This window comes from Roseomonas sp. TF40 (assembly GCF_057219975.1).
Genome location: NZ_JBXVVR010000005.1, coordinates 337131 through 353345, shown reverse-complemented (window position 1 = coordinate 353345; position 16215 = coordinate 337131). Strand labels below are relative to the sequence as shown.

The 16215-nt window shown below is 70.9% G+C and carries 16 protein-coding genes and 1 pseudogene; 2 read left to right on the top strand and 15 right to left on the bottom strand.

Features of this window, described 5'->3' with window-relative positions:
• Positions 1–7: 7 nt before the first annotated feature.
• The 7 genes and pseudogenes from AC2D9U_RS16730 to AC2D9U_RS16700 form a co-directional block, all read right to left on the bottom strand.
• Complete coding sequence (locus AC2D9U_RS16730) at positions 8–820, bottom strand: IclR family transcriptional regulator (RefSeq protein WP_484751144.1); 813 nt, start codon at positions 818–820, stop codon at positions 8–10.
• A complete protein-coding gene (locus AC2D9U_RS16725) occupies positions 813–1610 on the bottom strand; it encodes an alpha/beta fold hydrolase (RefSeq protein WP_484751143.1) in 798 nt (265 codons plus the stop codon). The genes AC2D9U_RS16730 and AC2D9U_RS16725 overlap by 8 nt, the downstream gene beginning before the upstream one ends.
• Entirely contained in the window at positions 1607–2356 is a 750-nt protein-coding gene (locus AC2D9U_RS16720) for an SDR family oxidoreductase (protein ID WP_484751142.1), read from the bottom strand. The genes AC2D9U_RS16725 and AC2D9U_RS16720 overlap by 4 nt, the downstream gene beginning before the upstream one ends.
• A gap of 10 nt (positions 2357–2366) precedes the next feature.
• Complete coding sequence (locus AC2D9U_RS16715) at positions 2367–3341, bottom strand: tripartite tricarboxylate transporter substrate-binding protein (RefSeq protein ID WP_484751140.1); 975 nt, start codon at positions 3339–3341, stop codon at positions 2367–2369.
• 114 nt (positions 3342–3455) lie between these two features.
• Positions 3456–4004, bottom strand: coding sequence for a 16S rRNA (guanine(966)-N(2))-methyltransferase RsmD (gene rsmD / locus AC2D9U_RS16710; protein ID WP_484751139.1), 549 nt, complete (start codon positions 4002–4004; stop codon positions 3456–3458).
• Between the two features lie 127 nt (positions 4005–4131).
• Positions 4132–4899, bottom strand: a pseudogene (locus tag AC2D9U_RS16705) (pseudouridine synthase); the annotation flags it as partial.
• On the bottom strand, positions 4896–5609 hold the full coding sequence (locus tag AC2D9U_RS16700) for a gamma-glutamyl-gamma-aminobutyrate hydrolase family protein (protein ID WP_484751137.1): 714 nt from the start codon (positions 5607–5609) through the stop codon (positions 4896–4898). The gene AC2D9U_RS16700 and the pseudogene AC2D9U_RS16705, both read right to left, overlap by 4 nt.
• A 53-nt stretch (positions 5610–5662) precedes the next feature.
• Between AC2D9U_RS16700 and AC2D9U_RS16695 the strand changes: the two genes are divergently transcribed.
• The gene (locus AC2D9U_RS16695) at positions 5663–6094 is read left to right on the top strand and encodes a nucleoside deaminase (protein ID WP_484751205.1); all 432 of its coding nucleotides are present in this window, start codon (positions 5663–5665) and stop codon (positions 6092–6094) included.
• A gap of 5 nt (positions 6095–6099) precedes the next feature.
• On the opposite strand, the gene AC2D9U_RS16690 is transcribed toward AC2D9U_RS16695, so the two are convergent.
• From AC2D9U_RS16690 to AC2D9U_RS16655, 8 genes are all read right to left on the bottom strand, one after another.
• Positions 6100–6726 (bottom strand): cytochrome c oxidase assembly protein, encoded by a 627-nt coding sequence (locus AC2D9U_RS16690; protein WP_484751136.1) that lies wholly within the window; start codon positions 6724–6726, stop codon positions 6100–6102.
• Positions 6723–6851, bottom strand: a complete 129-nt coding sequence (locus tag AC2D9U_RS16685) for a hypothetical protein (RefSeq protein ID WP_484751135.1) — start codon at positions 6849–6851, stop codon at positions 6723–6725. The genes AC2D9U_RS16690 and AC2D9U_RS16685 overlap by 4 nt, the downstream gene beginning before the upstream one ends.
• Positions 6848–7798, bottom strand: a complete 951-nt coding sequence (locus AC2D9U_RS16680; RefSeq protein WP_484751134.1) for a heme o synthase — start codon at positions 7796–7798, stop codon at positions 6848–6850. Before AC2D9U_RS16680 ends, AC2D9U_RS16685 begins: the two co-directional genes overlap by 4 nt.
• Before the next feature lie 6 nt (positions 7799–7804).
• Positions 7805–9394, bottom strand: coding sequence for a cytochrome c oxidase subunit I (gene ctaD / locus AC2D9U_RS16675; RefSeq protein WP_484751133.1), 1590 nt, complete (start codon positions 9392–9394; stop codon positions 7805–7807).
• Between the two features lie 40 nt (positions 9395–9434).
• On the bottom strand, positions 9435–10382 hold the full coding sequence (gene coxB / locus AC2D9U_RS16670) for a cytochrome c oxidase subunit II (RefSeq protein ID WP_484751132.1): 948 nt from the start codon (positions 10380–10382) through the stop codon (positions 9435–9437).
• 387 nt (positions 10383–10769) lie between these two features.
• Positions 10770–11462: a class I SAM-dependent methyltransferase gene (locus AC2D9U_RS16665; RefSeq protein WP_484751130.1), complete on the bottom strand. Its 693-nt coding sequence runs from the start codon at positions 11460–11462 to the stop codon at positions 10770–10772.
• A 135-nt stretch (positions 11463–11597) separates the two neighbouring features.
• Complete coding sequence (locus tag AC2D9U_RS16660; RefSeq protein ID WP_484751129.1) at positions 11598–12455, bottom strand: DMT family transporter; 858 nt, start codon at positions 12453–12455, stop codon at positions 11598–11600.
• A 51-nt stretch (positions 12456–12506) separates the two neighbouring features.
• Positions 12507–13316 carry a substrate-binding periplasmic protein gene (locus AC2D9U_RS16655; protein WP_484751127.1) on the bottom strand — a complete coding sequence of 270 codons (810 nt, stop codon included), beginning with the start codon at positions 13314–13316 and terminating at the stop codon, positions 12507–12509.
• Positions 13317–13500: 184 nt separating this feature from the next.
• Between AC2D9U_RS16655 and AC2D9U_RS16650 the strand changes: the two genes are divergently transcribed.
• Positions 13501–16077, top strand: a complete 2577-nt coding sequence (locus tag AC2D9U_RS16650; protein WP_484751125.1) for a hybrid sensor histidine kinase/response regulator — start codon at positions 13501–13503, stop codon at positions 16075–16077.
• The last annotated feature ends 138 nt before the right edge of the window (positions 16078–16215 follow it).

Sequence of the window (16215 nt, the reverse complement as noted above, 5' to 3'; positions counted from 1 at the left end):
TTCCCGTTCATGCGGCGGAGTCCAGCGGCGGCTCCACGCCGTTCCAGCCCAGATGCAGCGAGATCTCCCGCGCCGCCGCGCGCACCGCGGCGCCGATGCGCGCGCGGCGCTCGGCGCCCGCGAAGCTCGCCAGCGGGCCGCTGACATTGATGGCGGCCACGGGCGCGCCCGTCGCGTCGCGCACCACGGCGGCGACCGAGGCGATGGCGGCCTCGAAACGGCCTTCGCTCCAGGCGAGGCCCGCGGCGCGATCCTCGGCGAGCAGCGCGAGAAGCTGCGGCAGGGTGGTGGGCGTCTGCGCCGTCGCGGCCGGAAGCGCCGCCCCCGCGAAGATCCGTTCCACCTGCGCGACGGGCAGGTGCGCCAGGATGATGCGCCCCATATTCGCCGCATGCGCGGGCAGGCGCGAGCCGACACGGATGTTGCTGACGAAGGCGAGGTTCGGCGTGCGGCGGATCAGATACACCACCTCCCGCTCCTCCAGCACGCCCAGATGCGCGGAGAGGCCCAGCGTCTCGGCCAACGGCGTGAGCACCGGCACCGCGACCTGCACCAGATCCTGCGCCGCGAAGGCCTGCGTGGTCAGCGCCAGCAGCCCGCTGCCGATCTGCCAGCCCGCGCCTTCGCCCGGGCGCGGGGCGATGAAGCGCTCGGCCTCCAGCGTGCGCAGCAGGCGCAGCAGCGTGGTGCGGCTGATGTCGAGCGCGCGGGCCGTGCGCGCCATGTTCGTCACCGCGTCCCCCTCGGCGATGCAGCGCAGCAGGCGCGCGGCGCGCTGCACGGGCGGCGAGAGATAGGCGTCCGCTTCATCGTCAGGCATGGGCGCCGACCGGCATCAGCGCGGCGAGGCGCGTGGCGACCAGCGCGGGCGCCTGCTGCGGCAAGGCGTGGCCTGCCTCGGGCACGAGTTCGATGGTGCTGCCGCTCGGCGCGGCCTCGTAGAGCGCCATCGCATTGGCAGGCGGCGTCACGACATCCTCGGCGCCCACAAGGATCGTTGCGGGCATGGCGAGCTGCCGCGCATCGGCCAGCAGATCTCCGGCGCCGAGCGCGCGGCAGGCCTGCGCATAGCCGGGCGGGTTCACCGCCGCCATGGCGCGCCGCACGCCGGCGAGAATCTCGGGGTGACGCTCCGGCGCGTGCAGCAGCCGGGCGGCGCGCTTCGCGGCGAAGGCTTCGGGGCCCAGCGCGGCGAGTTCATCCATCCGCGCCTGCACGCCTTCGGGCAAGGACTCCCCGGGTGCCACGCGATAGCCGAGCGCGGGCGAGAGCAGCGCGAGCGCCGCCACGCGTTCCGGCCAACGGGTGGCGAAAGCGCCCGCGAAGAGCGCGCCGAGCGAATGCCCCGCCAGCACCACGCGCGGCAGGTCCAGCGCGTCGAGCAGCGCGGCAAGGCGCGCGGCATAGGCGGCGGGCGTGGCCTCGGTCGGCGGCGCGGAATCGCCATAGCCCGGCGCCCACCACGCCAGTACGGGCAGGCCGGGCGGCAGCTGCGCGATCATCGGTGCCCAGCTTCGCGCATCGCTGCCGATGCCATGCAGCAGCACGAGCGGCACGCCCGCGCCCGGACGCTGCAGATAGGCGATGCCAGCGGCGCTGCCCGCGATCATGTGAAGACGAAGCCCGCATTCACCGGCAAGACCTGCCCCGTCAGCGCCAGCGCGCCCGGCGTGAGCAGGAAGGCGATGGTCGCGGTGATGTCCTCGGGCAGCATCGGCCCCGGCGCGGCGCGGCCATTCTCATAGAGCGCGTGGCGCTCGGGCGGCACGTATTCCGTGGCCTCGCAGCGCAGGATGCCGGGCGCCACGCAGGTCACGCCCACGCCGCGCGGGCCAAGCTCGCGCGCCAGGGAGCGCGTCATGGAGATCACCGCGCCCTTGGAGGCGACATAGGCGAGCAGCCTTGGCGCGCCCCACAGCGCGGTGTCGGAGGCGATGTTGACGATCCGCCCCTCGCCCGACGCCACCAGCAGCGGCGCCAGCGCGCGGGTGATGAGCCAGGTGCCACGCACATTGACGCGCATCACGCGGTCCCAGGTCTCGATCGCGATGGCGTCGAATTCCGGCCCGCCGATGCCCGTCGCGATGGCGGCGTTGTTCACCAGCCCGTGCAGCGCGCCTTCCTGCTGCGTGACATCACGCGCCAGCGCCTCGATGCTGTCGGGCTCGGCGAGGTCGAGGGCGATGAAGCGCGCCCCGAGCGTGGCGGCCACCGCCTTGCCCTCGGCCTCCAGGATATCGGCCAGCACCAGCCGCGCCCCCGCCGCTGCGCAGGCCTGCGCGATCGCGCGCCCGACGCCGCGCGCGGCGCCGGTGACGACAATGGTGCGGCCTTCGAGGCTGCGGGGCGTGCTCACGCGCGGGCCGTCACTGGGCGCTGATGTTGAACTCACGCACCAGGCGGCCGTAGCGCTCGGAATCGGCGCGCAGCACCTGGGCGAAGCTCGCCGCATCGCCGCCGCGGCGCGGGATGCCGAGCGCGTTCATGCGCTCGTTCACATCGGCCATCTGCAGCACGGCATTCATCTGCGCGTTGAGCGCCTGCACCAGCGGCGCCGCCATGCCGCGCGGGCCGAGCAGCCCGTACCAGGCGGTGACTTCCACGTCGAAGCCGCGCTCGATCATCGTCGGCACCTCGGGCAGCAGCGCCGCACGCTCCCGCGAGGAGACGGCGATGGGCACGATGGTGCCGGCGCGCACATGATCGACGACGACGGCGGGGGTCACGAAGCCCACCGGCACCACGCCGGCCAGCAGGTCCGTCACCAGCGGCGCGGTGCCGCGATAGGCCACCTCGGCCAGCTGGATGCCCGCGGCGCGGTTGAACAACTCGCCTAGGATGTTCATCGGCGAGCCCGAGCCCGGCGAGCCGTAGGAGGCCACGCGCCCGGCGCGGCCCGCGGCCACCAGATCCTCCAGGCTGCGCAGCCCGCTCTGGCGGCTGGCCATCAGGATCAGCGCGTTGGTGCCGGTGAGGATGATCGGGGTGAGGTCGGCCACCGGGTCATAGGTCTGGGTCTGGCGCATCACATGCGGCGCGATGGCGAAGGTGTTGGGCGTGAAGAGCAGCGTGTCGCCCTCCGCCGCGGCGCGGGAGACATAGGCGGCGGCGATGGTGCCGCTCGCGCCGCTGCGGTTCTCGACCACCACGTTGCGGCCGAGCAGCGCGGTGAGCTTCTGCGCGTAGAGCCGGGCGAGCACATCGGCCTCGCCGCCCGGCGGGAAGCCGACGACGATGGTGACCGGCCGCGCCGCCTGCGCCAGCGCCGGGGCGGACAGGGCGGGCGCGGCGAGGGCGCCGGCCAGCCCGAAGGTGAGGGTCCTACGTTGCAGCAGGGTCATCGGTCCGCCTTTCGGATTCATCGGAGGAAGTGTTCACATATGAACACATGATCCAAATATGAAACCGAGCGTGCCGAGCCCCCCACGGGAAGTCAATCGGTTTTTTGCGGAAGCCTACTCGCCCAGCCAGAAGACGAGGCGCGCCGCGCCATGGCTGCGTTCCGCCAGGGGCTCCTGGTCGATTGGGTCCGTCTTGCCCAATTCGGCGGCAATCAGGGCGCCGGGCGTGATCCAGCCGGCGGTTCTCAGCGCGGAGAGGGCCTGCGGCACCAGGTTGAGGCCGTAGGGGGGATCGAGCAGGATGAGGGTGGCGGGGTGTGTGGCGCGGGGCGGGCGCAGCACGTCGCCGGGGATGATGCGGGTGGTGGCGTCCTCGCGCGTGGCGGCGATGTTGGCGCGGAGTGCGGCCAGGGCCGCGCGGTCCTTCTCGAAGAAGGTCACCTGGCCAGCGCCGCGGGAGAGGGCTTCGAGGCCGAGTGCCCCGGTACCGGCGAAGGCGTCGAGCACATGCGCGCCTTCCACCGTGGCGCGCCCGGCCCAGGGCGCGTGCCAGAGCATGTCGAACAGGGCCTGGCGCACGCGTTCGGCGGTGGGGCGGGTGGTCAGCCCCTCGGGCGCGAGGAGCCTACGGCCGCGGTGTCGGCCGGCGAGCAGGCGCAGCACGTTTCGGCTTCCGGGGTTCGGCGTTGCGGGCGCGCGGGATGTTCTCGGGCCGCACGCGCTTGGGCGGGGCGGGCGTGGGTTCGGGCGGCGGGGCGGCGGCCGCGGCGGCGATGGCTTCCTCCACCTCGCGACGGCGCTTCTTGGCCGGGGCCTCGCCGATGCCGAGTTGTTCGCGCATCACCTTCGGGTGCACTTCCTCGACCGCGCCCTTGGGCAGCACGCCGAGCTGGAAGGGGCCGTAGGCGGTGCGGATCAGCCGCGAGACATGCAGGCCGAGATGCTGCATCACGCGCCGGATCTCGCGGTTCTTGCCTTCCTTGAGGCTGACGGTGAGCCAGGCATTGCCGCCGCGGCGGCTGTCGATGCCGGCCTCGATCGGGCCATAGGCGACGCCATCGATGGTGATGCCGCGGGCAAGCTGGGCGAGCATCTTGTCGTCCACCGCGCCGAAGACGCGCACGCGATACCGGCGCAGCCAGCCATTGCTCGGCAGTTCCAGGCGCCGGGCGAGTTCGCCGTCATTGGTGAGCAGCAGCAGGCCTTCGCTGGTCAGGTCGAGCCGGCCGACCGAGACCACGCGCCCGATGGCGGGCGGCAGGCGCTCGAACACCGTGGGGCGGCCCTGCGGGTCCTTGTGGGTGGTGACCACGCCGTCCGGCTTGTGGTGGCGGAACAGCCGCGTCCGCTCGGCCGTCTGCACGGGCTTGCCCTCGACGCTGAGGCGGTCGCCGGGGGCGATGAAGGTGGCGGGGGTGGTCACGAGCTTGCCGTTGTGGCGGACCTTGCCCTCGGCGATCAGCTTCTCGGCGTCGCGGCGCGAGGCGATGCCGGCGCGGGCGAGGACCTTGGCGATGCGCTCGCCCTTGTCGGGCGTTTCCTCGGCGTCGTCGCTCATCGCGCGGCGGCCTCCACGAAGGCGGTGAAGATGGAGGGGTCGCGCGGATCGACCGCGTATTCGGGGTGCCATTGCACGCCGAGCGCGAAGCGGTGGCCGGGGTGCTCGATGCCCTCGATCACGCCATCGGGGGCCAGCGCGTTGACGATGCCGCTGCCCGGCGTGGCGACGGCCTGGTGGTGCGCGCTGTTCACCGCCATGCGGGCGGCGCCGACGATGCCGGCGAGGCGCGTGCCGGGGGTGAGCGTCACCTCATGCCCGGGCTCGGTGCGCGGGTTGGGCTGTTCATGCGCCAGCGCGCCGGGGACCTCATCGGGGATGTGCTGGATCAGCGTGCCGCCGAAGGCCACGGCGAGAAGTTGCTGCCCGCCGCAGATGCCCAGCACCGGCAGATCGCGCGAAAGCGCCGCGCGCACCGCCGCCAGTTCGAAATCCGTCCGGCCCGGCTTGAGCGTGACCTTGGGGTGCGGCGGCCCGCCGCCCCAGAGCGCGGGGTCGACATCGAAGGCGCCCCCTGTCACCAGCAGCCCGTCCAGCGCGGCCAGATACTCGGCGGCGAGGTCGGGATGGTGCGGCAGGGCCACGGGCAGGCCGCCGGCTGCGATGACGGCGGCAAAATAGTTCTGCCGCAGCGCGTACCAGGGCAGCTTGGACCAGCCGCCGGCGGGCTCGGCATCGAGGGTGAGGCCGATCAGGGGTTTTCGGGACATACCGGTTGCTAGACCTTAGTCGCGTGTCGGGGCAAGCATGGCGCATGTCGCCCATGGAAATCGCGCTCGAGGAAGCCCGCGCCGCAGCCGCGCGCGGGGAGGTGCCGGTGGGCGCGGTCGTCACCGATGCGCAGGGAAGCGTGCTGGCGCGCGCCGGCAATGAGGTGGAGGCGCGCGGCGATCCGTCCGCCCATGCCGAGATCCTCGCGCTGCGGGCGGCCGCGGCGGCGACGGGCCGGAAATTCCTCGCCGAGGCGACGCTGCACGTGACACTCGAGCCCTGCCCGATGTGCGCCCAGGCGATCAGCTTCTTCCGCGTGAAGCGGCTGGTGTTCGGTGCCTATGACCCGAAGGGCGGCGGGGTGGAGCACGGGCCGCGCCTCTATGGCAGCACGAGCTGCCATCACGCGCCGGAGGTGGTCGGCGGGGTGCGGGAGAGCGAGGCCGCGGCGCTGCTGCGCGCCTTCTTCCAGGCGCGCAGGTAAGGGCGTTACTGGCTCGAGCTGGCCGGCGCGCCGGCGCGGCCGACATGCGGGCCGGCGCTGGCGAGCGCGCCCGATGCCTCGGCATCCTTCAGCGTGCGGAAGAAGGTGTAGCTGATGGTGATGGTGCGGATGTTGCGGGTGTTGGGGTCTTCCGCGATCTTCGGATCGATCCAGAAGACCAGCGGCATCTGCACTTCCTGGCCGGGGGTGAGCGTCTGCTCCTCGAAGCAGAAGCAGGCGGTCTTGTGGAAGTAGCGGCCCACCACCTCGGGCGTGACGTTGTAGGTGGAAACGCCCGTGGCCGGCGCATTCGACAGGTTGCGCGCGGTGTAGAAGCCCATCCCCTCCTCGCCCAGCTGCAGCTGGACGCTGGGCTGCGCGGGCTCGAAGCGCCAGGGCAGGTTGGGCTGGGTATTGGCGTTGAAGCGGATGGTGATGTGCTGGCCGGTGCCGCCCGGCGCCGCGCGGTCGGTGATCATCGGCGTGCCGCCGAAGCCGGTGACGCGGCAGAAGAGGTCATAGAGCGGGACGGCGGCGAAGCTCAGCCCCACCATGAAGGCGACCATGCCGAAGGCGCCGATCGCGGTGCGGCGGTTGCGCCGGGCGAGCTGGGCGGGATCGGGCTGGCTCATCCGCGCAGCAGCCTTGCGGTGGAGATGAAGTAGAACAGCACGACCATGGCGATCAGCACCGCGAGGATGGCCCAGTTGCGCTGGCTGCGCCGGCGCTGGAATTCCGCCAGTTCCTCGGGGGTCATCCGAGCACCAGGCGGTCGGCCGCCAGCGCGCCGAACAGCGCGAAGAGGTAGAGGATGGAAAAGGCGAAGGTCTTCCGCGCCGCGGCATCCTGGGCAAGGCTGCGCCCCGCCTCGTCCTGCGCTTCCCGCACCACGCGCAGCGCGTGCACCAGGAAGACCAGGCTCAGCGCGACGGCGACCGCGCCGTAGAGCCAGCCGGCATAGCCGAGCAGCCAGGGCGAGACCGCCACCGGGGCGAGCGCGACGGTATAGGCCAGGATCTGCTGTCGCGTGGCGCGCGGGCCGCGGGCGACGGGGAGCATCGGCACGCCGGCCCGCGCATAGTCGCCATGCGTCCACAGGCTCAGCGCCCAGAAATGCGGCGGCGTCCACATGAAGATGATGAGGAACATCAGCCAGGGGAACAGGCTGGTGTCGCCCGTCGCCGCGGCCCAGCCGATGATCGGCGGGAAGGCGCCGGCGGCGCCGCCGATCACGATGTTCTGGCTGGTCCGGCGCTTCAGCCACATCGTGTAGATCACGACGTAGAAGAAGATCGAGAAAGCCAGCCAACCGGCCGCGTGCCAGTTGGTGGCCAGGCCCAGGAGCAGCACGGAAGCGACGGCGAGGAGAATGCCGAAGCCCAGCGCCGCCTCGGGCTGGATGCGCCCGCCCGGGATGGGCCGGCGCGCCGTGCGGCGCATCCGCGCGTCGATGTCGCGGTCATACCACATGTTGATGGCACCGGCCGCGCCGGCGCCGATCATGATGCAGAGGATCGCCGTCAGCATCAGGGCCGGCGGCAGCGATCCCGGGGCGACGATCAACCCGACCAGGCCGGTGAAGACCACCAGGGTCATCACGCGCGGCTTGAGCAGGGCCAGCCAGTCGCCGACCTCGGAGAGGTCGGGCGCCGTGTCGCGGGCGGTGGCCAGTGCGGCCCCGCCTTCTCCCAGGACATTCGCCATCGAGCGTTACCGGATGCGCGGAAGTTCGTCGAAGGTGTGGAAGGGCGGCGGGCTGCTGACCTGCCACTCCAGCGTCGTCGCGCCCTCACCCCACGGGTTGGCCGCCGCCTTGGCGCCGCGCGTGAAGGTGACCCAGATGACGTAGAAGAACATCAGGAAGGCCGCGACCGAGATGTAGGAACCGACCGAGGCGACCATGTTCCAGCCCGAGAAGGCATCGGGGTAGTCCGGGTAGCGGCGCGGCATGCCCTGGTTACCCAGGAAGTGCATCGGGAAGAAGGTCAGGTTCACGCCAACGAAGGTGAGCCAGAAATGGATCTTGCCCAGGTGCTCCGGATACTGGCGGCCGGACATCTTGCCGAGCCAGTAGTAGAAGCCGCAGTAGATGCCGAACACCGCACCCAGCGAGAGCACGTAGTGGAAATGCGCCACCACGTAATAGGTGTTGTGCAGGATCTGCGTGATGCCCGCATTGGCCAGCACCACGCCGGTGACGCCGCCCATGGTGAACAGGAAGATGAAGCCGACGGCGAAGAGCATCGGCGTGTCGAACTTCAGCGACCCGCCCCACATGGTGGCGATCCAGGAGAAGATCTTGATGCCCGTCGGCACGGCGATGATCATCGTCGCGGCCATGAAGTAGGCGCGCGTGTCGACATCCATGCCCGAGGTGTACATGTGGTGCGCCCAGACCACGAAGCCCACCACGCCGATCGCGACCATGGCGTAGGCCATGCCGAGATAGCCGAAGACCGGCTTGCGGCTGAAGGTGGAGATGACGTGGCTGACGATGCCGAAGGCCGGCAGGATCATGATGTAGACTTCGGGGTGGCCGAAGAACCAGAACAGGTGCTGGAACAGCACCGGGTCGCCGCCGCCGGCCGGGTCGAAGAAGGCCGTGCCGAAGTTGCGGTCCGTGATCAGCATGGTGATCGCGCCCGCGAGCACGGGGACCGAGAGCAGCAGCAGGAAGGCGGTGACCAGCATCGACCAGACGAAGAGCGGCATCTTGTGCAGCGTCATGCCCGGCGCGCGCATGTTGAAGATGGTGGTGATGAAGTTGGCCGCGCCCAGGATCGAGCTGGCACCCGCCAGGTGCAGCGCGAAGAGGGCGAGGTCCATCGCCATGCCGGTCTGGTAGGTGTCATCCGACAGCGGCGGGTAGATGGTCCAGCCCGCGCCCGCGCCGCCGCCCACGAACAGGCTCGCCGTCAGCATCAGGAAGGCCGGCACCAGCAGCCAGAAGCTGATGTTGTTCATGCGCGGGAAGGCCATGTCCGGCGCGCCGATCATGATCGGCACGAACCAGTTGCCGAAGCCGCCGATCAGTGCGGGCATGATCACGAAGAACACCATGATCAGGCCATGCGCGGAGACATAGGCGTTCCACATCTGCCCGTCGGCGAAGATCTGCATCCCCGGCGACTGCAGCTCGATGCGCATCAGCAGCGACAGGCCGATGCCCACAATCGCCGCCACCAGCGAGAAGCCGATGTAGAGCGTGCCGATGTCCTTGTGGTTGGTCGAGTACAGCCAGCGATTCACGAAACTCGGCTTGTGGTCGTGATCGTGGTCGGAATGGGCGGCGGTTGCCATCTATCTATGTCCGCTTCTGGGTTTGGACGAGCATCGACGCTCAGTGACCGGGGGCGACGAGCGCGAGCTGGGCCGGCGTCGCCGGGGCGGCGTCGCCCTGCGCCAGCGCCGGCAGCGGCGCCGGGGGCAGGCCCTGCGCGAAGCGCGTGCGCGACTGCGCGACCCAGGCCTCGAACTCGGCCGGCGGCACGGCCCGCACCACGATCGGCATGAACCAGTGGTTCACCCCGCAGATCTGGTTGCACTGGCCGTAATACACGCCCGGGCGATCGGCCTTCATCCAGGTCTCGAGCGTGCGACCGGGGATGGTGTATTTCTGCACGCCCAGGGACGGCACGAAGAAGCTGTGGATCACGTCCTGGCCGGTGGTCAGGATGCGCACGCTGGCACCCACGGGGATGACCAGCGGGTTGTCCACGTCGAGGTTGCGGAACTGGCCGGGCTGAAGGTCGGCGGTCTGCACCGGGTAGCTGTCGAAGCTGAAATTGCCATGCTCGGGATAGGCATAGTGCCAGTACCACTGCCGCCCCTGCACGTTGATGGTCATGTCCGCGTCCACCGCGCGATCCTGGTAGTAGATCAGGCGGAAGGAGGGGATGGCGATGACCACCAGGATCAGCACCGGCACCACAGTCCAGGCGATCTCGAGCGCCGTGTTGTGGCTGGTGCGCGAGGGCGTCGGGTTGGCCTCCGCGCGGAAGCGCCAGACCACATAGGCCAGCAGCAGCGCCACGAAGATGGTGATCGCGACGATGATGAAGAAGACAAGGCTGTTGAAGGAGGAGATCGCGTCCTTGATCGGACCGCCCGATTCCTGCAGCCCCATGCCCCAGGGCACCGGCGCGCCAACCTGCTGCGCCACGGCACCGCCGAGGCCCGCCAGCAGGAAGATCGCGGCCGCGCCCAGGATGCCGATCAGGCGGTGGGTGCCGGCGCGCGCCGCCGCGTGGATATGTGGCTTTCCGCTTTCCTGTCGCACACGCCTCACCAGACAACCCCTCTCAACACGCGATATGATGGGACGGCGCGATCTGCCTAGACCGGATGCCGCTGCCTTGTTCGGCTGATGCGCGGCCAAACGGCGCCTTCCGGCACCGGGACAGCCCGCCTATTCCCCATGCGCGGCAACTTACCCATTGCTGCCGCGCCGCACAAGACGCCGCACCGCCGGCGCGGGCGGGGCTGTGGCCACTAATCGCAGGTAACCATCGCAAGCCAAAGCTCCGGCGGCGAGGAGCCAGGAAGCATCCTTGCACAGGCCTGTCCGCAGCCGCAAAGAAACGCTCAAATATCGAAGCACCGCACCACGCCCGATGCCGTGGTCAGGTCTTGCTGCCGGAAAGGCCGGGGCGGGTCAGCCGCCCCGATTATTGGCTCAGGCCGCGACGGCGAGGCGCGGCACGTCCGCATTCACCACGCGCACGAGGGTGAACAGGCCGGCGGGCTGGCAGGGCTCGATCGCATCGATCTGCGCGACCGTCGGGTCGAGCAGGTCGGACAGCGCGAAATCCGGGTGCCAGCCCAGCAGCCGCGACAGCGGCGCCATGGCGCGCTCCACCCACCAGCGCGGGCCGCGCTCGGCGGCGAAGTGGTTCACGAACAGAAGGTGCCCACCCGGGCGCACCACGCGCGCCATCTCGGCATAGAGCCGCTTGGCGTCGGGCACGACGCTCGCGGTGAACATCGCCACCGCCACGTCGAAGGAATCATCCGCGAAGGCCATGTGCTCCGCGTCCATCTCGGCAAGGCCGATGACGTGGCGCAGCCCCTGCTCGCGCACCCGCTCGGCCGCCTTGTCCAGCATCTCCCGCGACAGGTCGATGCCGATCACCCGCTTGTCGGCGCGGTAGCGCGGCAGGGCGAGGCCGGTGCCCACCCCCACTTCGAGCACGCGGGTGCCGGGCAGGCGGTTCACCTCGGCCACGGCGCGGCGGCGCCCATGGGCCGAGACGCCCCCGAAGACGGCATCATAGACGCCCGCCCAGCGGCGGTAGGCGTCACGCACGCCCTCCGCATCGAGCATGGCGCGCGGATGGTCACGGTCGGGGGTGTCGGTGCGAATGGTCATGCCAATCCAGATCTTCGGGCGCGGTGATGGGCTATCCCCGAACCGGGGAGCAACGCAAGCGCTCTGAAACGTATCACGGCGAAATACCGCTGCGTCGCCGGTTGCCGGGCGGCATGCGGCGGGCCGGCCGCACCCTTAGCCGCGCTGCGGCAGGGCCACAAGGATGCCCCCGAGCGCGATGATGGCGGCGCCGATCACGGTCCAGCCATCGGGCCAGTCGCCGAAGACCAGCACCCCGGCCAGCCCGGCCCAGAGCAGCTGGGTGTAGGACATCGGCGCCAGCACCGAGGCCGGCGCCCGGGCGAAGGCCAGCACCAGCAGGCAATGGCCCAGCCCCCCGAACAGGCCCAGCGCCGCGAAGAGCGGCCAGTCCCACAGCGCCGGCGCCTCCCACACGAAGGGCTGGGCGAGACTCGTGATCATCGCGGCGGCGATCGAGGTGTGCACGAAGGTGGTGCGCGGGTCGTCCACCGTCGCGAGCCGGCGCGTGAGCAGCTGGTAGGCGGTATTGGCTACCGCCGTGACCAGCGGCAGCAGCATCGCCCAGTGCAGCGGCTCGCCGGTCAGGAAGGGCGGGCGCAGGGCGACGATCACGCCCAGGAAGCCGATCGCCACCCCCACCCAGCGGCGCGGCGAGACACGCTCGCCCAGCCACAGCGCCGCGCAGGCCACCGTCATCACCGGCGCGGCGAAAGCCACCGCCGTGGCATCCGCCAGCGGGATATGGATCAGCGCGACCGAGAGTGCGGCATTCGCCACCGCCAGCGTCAGGCTGCGCAGGGTCTGCAGCAGCGGCGCCTTGCTGCGGAAAGGGACCGAGCCGGTCAGCAGCCGCAGCGCCAGCATCACCAGCAAGGTGTGGAAGACGAAGCGGACGAACATCAGCTGCGGAATCGGGTGCGAGGCCACCAGCACCTTCAGCAGCGCATCCATCGCCACGAACAGCGCCAGGGCGCAGAGCTGCAACAGGACGCCTTGGAGGGATCGGGACATGCGCCCGCAAGCATGGCACCGTCGCGGCCCCGGCGGAACTGCCGCCGCGACTCAGGGCAGCATGATCGGGCTCAGCCCATGGCGCTGGGCGGCGCGGGCCAGCGTGCCGTCCACGCGCATGCGCTCAAGGAAGGCATTCACCTCGGCCAGCCAGGCGGGGTCGTTGCGCGGCAGGGCGTAGGCGTAGAGCGTCTCCCCGAAGCGGCCCGGCGGGTCGATCACCCGCGCCCAGTCATGCATCAGCACCATCCGCCGCGTGTAGGGGTAGTCCGACATGAAGACATCCGCCCGGCCGGCGAGGATCTCCCCTTCCCGCGTGCGGGGCGGGCGGACGACCATCAGCTCGGCGTTGCGCAGGGCCTCGCGCATCAGCGGCTCCATCACGGTGCCGGCCGCGACGGCCACCACATTCCCGGCCTGGTCGATGTCCCGCCAGTTGTTGATGCGGATGTTGGTGCGGGTGGTGACGGCATAGACCGAGCTGGCCATGTAGGGCTTGCTGAAGGCCACGCGCTGCGCCCGCGCCGGCGTGACACCCACCGCCATCATCGCGATGTCGCAGCTGCCATCCTCGATCCGGTCCATGAATTCGGCGAAATTGGTCTCGACGAAGGTGAGCCGCACCGAAAGCCGCGTGGCCAGCGCCCGGGCGAGGTCCACGTCCAGCCCTTCCAGCTCCCCGGTGCGGGGGTTGCGGAAGGAGATGGCGAAGTATTCCGGCCAGATGCAGACCAGCACCTCGCCCCGCGCGCGAATCGCGCTCAGCCGGTCCGGCGCCTCGGCCCGGCCCGGGGTGGCCAGGGGGGCGGCCAGGGGGGCGGCGAGCGGCGGCGGGGCAGCGGGCTGGAGCTGGGCGGGCACGGGCCGTGGCGCCGGCTGCGCCTGCCCCTGGGTGGCAAAGAGCAGGGAAGAAATTAAGGCAAGACCTGATAGCATGGCCTGTGCGACAGATCGGTGGTTACCCCTCTCGACCTGAGGCCCGGAAACCGGCTTACACCCGTTCATGCCCAGCATAGATGACCTCCGCCGCGCACTGAGGCGCTCCTTGGGCCTTGGCGCCCCGCGGCCGGCCGAACCGCGGCCATGGCTGCTGTTCTCGGCGGCCGTCGGGCTCGTCGCCCTGTGCCTGGTGGGCATCTACAGCATTCTGATGCATCGCGGCCAGACGGATGCGATCGCCGAGGCCGAGCGCCTGACCCAGGGCGTGGCCTCCGGCCTCGCCGACCAGCTCTCCCGCGCCATGCAGACCGTGGATCTCGTGATGATCGACGCGGTGGAGCGGCTGGCCGATACCGATGTCCAGGCCGTGGCGCGCCAGACCACCACGCGAATCCGCGACGTGCCGCAGATGCGCGCCCTGCTGTTCACCGACGCGCAGGGCTTCATCGTGGCCAGCTCGGTCGAGGGGCTGCGCGAGGCCTCGCTCGCCGACCGGGAGTGGTTCCGCCTGCTGCGCTTCGGCTCGCTCAACGTCCGGCTCGGCGCGCCGGAAGCCGGGCGCTTCCTCGGCGCGCCGGGGCGCAGCGTGAGCCAGGCGGGGGGGATCTACGCCATCCCCCTCGCACGTTCCATCCGCGGCCCGCGGGGCGAGTTCCTGGGCACCGTGGTCGCCATCCTCAACCCCGACTACCTGGTGGGCGTCGCACGGCGCCATGCCGAGAGCTTCGGCGCGGTCATCCGCATCCACTCCTTCCAGGGCCTGCTGCTGGCGCGCAGCGATGGCCGCACCGACGGCGTGGGGGAGTTGAACGCGCTCGCCTGGCCCTTCCGCGACTTCCTGCCGCGGCGTGAGAGCGGCACCTGGGCCGGGCTGGACCAGGATGGGGCGGAGGTCGTGGCAAGCTTCGCCACCACCCGCCAGGGTACCTTCGTGGTCGAGACGGCCCGCTACCGCGCCGATGCGCTGGACACCGCGAACCGCCTGGGTGCCCTTCTGGCCGCCGGCGTCGCGGCCGCGGCCATCGTCACGCTGGTGGCGCTCTGGCTGCTGGTGCGCCAGGCGCAGGCGCTCAAGCTGCAGGGCCAGAAGCTGGCCGAGAGCGAACGCCACGCGGTGGCCGCCAGCCGGGCGAAGGAGGAATTCCTCGCCTCCATGAGCCATGAGATCCGCACGCCCATGAACGGCGTGATCGGCATGACGGGGCTGTTGCTGGACACCAGCCTCGACCCGCTGCAGCGCCGCTATGCCGAGACCATCCAGAGCTCGGCCGAGCACCTGATGATGGTGCTGAACGACATCCTCGATTTCTCCAAGCTCGAGGCCGGAGCGCTCCAGCTCGAGCATGTGCCCTTCAACATCGAGGCCGAGATCGCGACCATCGTCGAGCTCTTCGCCCCGCGCGCCGCCGCCAAGGGGGTGGAGCTGGTCTGCGCCCTGGCGCCCGACCTGCCCAACCGCGTCAGCGGCGACCCCGGGCGCATCCGCCAGATGCTGTTCAACCTGGTCGGCAATGCGGTGAAGTTCACCGAGACGGGCTGGATCCAGGTCGCCATCTCGATCGATGCGGAGCTGGACTACTGGCGGCTGCGCGTCTCGGTCTCCGACACCGGCATCGGCATCGAGCGCGACAAGATCCCGATGCTGTTCGAACGCTTCACCCAGGCCGATGCCTCGATCCGGCGGCGCTATGGCGGCACGGGGCTGGGGCTCGCCATCTGCCGGCGGCTGGCGGAGGAGATGGGCGGCGGCATCGAGGCCGTGCCGCGCCTGGCCGGCGTGCGCAACGGCAATGGCAGCATCTTCCGCTTCACCGTGAAGGTCGGGCGGGTGGAGGGCGACCAAGCGCCCGTGCCCAGCCTGACGGGGCGGCGGATCCTGGTGGTGGACGACCTGCCCCTGAACCGGGAGATCCTGGTCCGCCAGCTCGCCGGCATGGGGGCGGAGGCCGCTGCGGTGGCCGATGGCGGCAATGCGCTGGCCGCGCTGCGGGCCGCGGCGCGCAACGGCAAGCCCTTCGAGGCCGCGGTGCTGGACGGGCAATTGCCCGATGGAGACGGCCTCGCGCTCGCGCGGCGGATCCGCCAGGAGTGGGACGCCTTCGGCCGGCCGCGCCTGCTGCTCTGCGCCTCCGGCTCGGCCGACCCGCGGGAGGCCGCCAGCGGCAATGTGCTGGACGGGCTGCTGCTGAAGCCCGCCTTGCCGAGCCGGCTGCGCGATGCGCTGCTGCAGGCGTTGCGCGTGGCGCAGGCGGCGGCCCCCGCGCTGCCGGCGCAGCCCGTCCCCCCCGCGCCGGCCGGGCCGCAGCTGCGCGTGCTGCTGGTGGAGGACAACGCCACGAACCAGCTGGTGATGAAGACCATCCTGACGCGCGCGGGCGCGGCCGTGGACGTGGCCGGCGATGGCGTGCAGGGCGTGGAGGCGGCGCGGCTCACCGCCTATGACGTGATCCTGATGGATCTGCAGATGCCGCTGATGGATGGGCTGGAAGCCACGCGCAGCATTCGCGCAAGCGCCGGCCCGAACCGCACCGCGCGCATCATCGGCCTCACTGCCGCGGTAGGTCCGGAATTCGAGCGGCAATGCCGCGAAGCCGGCATGAACGACTATCTCGGCAAGCCGGTGCAGCGGGACACGCTGCTCAAGCGGCTCGGCCTCGCCGGCTCGGGCAGCCAGGCCGCCTAGGACCTGTGGACACTTGGGCTGCGGGCGCATCCGCCGGTGCTTTTCCGTGCTGGGCGCGTTGGCCATGCTCGCCGATGGATAGCCATCGGCTCCGCTGTCCGCCTTCCCAGCCCGAAAAATCCCTCGCCGGCTGCATCC

Excerpts from the sequence above, each read along its gene's own strand:
- AC2D9U_RS16730 (WP_484751144.1), bottom strand. The coding sequence starts at position 820 with ATGCCTGACGATGAAGCGGACGCCTATCTCTCGCCGCCCGTGCAGCGC.
- AC2D9U_RS16690 (WP_484751136.1), bottom strand. The coding sequence starts at position 6,726 with ATGAGCCAGCCCGATCCCGCCCAGCTCGCCCGGCGCAACCGCCGCACC.
- AC2D9U_RS16725 (WP_484751143.1), bottom strand. The coding sequence starts at position 1,610 with ATGATCGCGGGCAGCGCCGCTGGCATCGCCTATCTGCAGCGTCCGGGC.
- ctaD (WP_484751133.1), bottom strand. The coding sequence starts at position 9,394 with ATGGCAACCGCCGCCCATTCCGACCACGATCACGACCACAAGCCGAGT.
- AC2D9U_RS16665 (WP_484751130.1), bottom strand. The coding sequence starts at position 11,462 with ATGACCATTCGCACCGACACCCCCGACCGTGACCATCCGCGCGCCATG.
- AC2D9U_RS16700 (WP_484751137.1), bottom strand. The coding sequence starts at position 5,609 with ATGTCCCGAAAACCCCTGATCGGCCTCACCCTCGATGCCGAGCCCGCC.
- AC2D9U_RS16660 (WP_484751129.1), bottom strand. The coding sequence starts at position 12,455 with ATGTCCCGATCCCTCCAAGGCGTCCTGTTGCAGCTCTGCGCCCTGGCG.
- AC2D9U_RS16695 (WP_484751205.1), top strand. The coding sequence starts at position 5,663 with ATGGAAATCGCGCTCGAGGAAGCCCGCGCCGCAGCCGCGCGCGGGGAG.
- AC2D9U_RS16715 (WP_484751140.1), bottom strand. The coding sequence starts at position 3,341 with ATGACCCTGCTGCAACGTAGGACCCTCACCTTCGGGCTGGCCGGCGCC.
- AC2D9U_RS16685 (WP_484751135.1), bottom strand. The coding sequence starts at position 6,851 with ATGACCCCCGAGGAACTGGCGGAATTCCAGCGCCGGCGCAGCCAGCGC.
- AC2D9U_RS16680 (WP_484751134.1), bottom strand. The coding sequence starts at position 7,798 with ATGGCGAATGTCCTGGGAGAAGGCGGGGCCGCACTGGCCACCGCCCGC.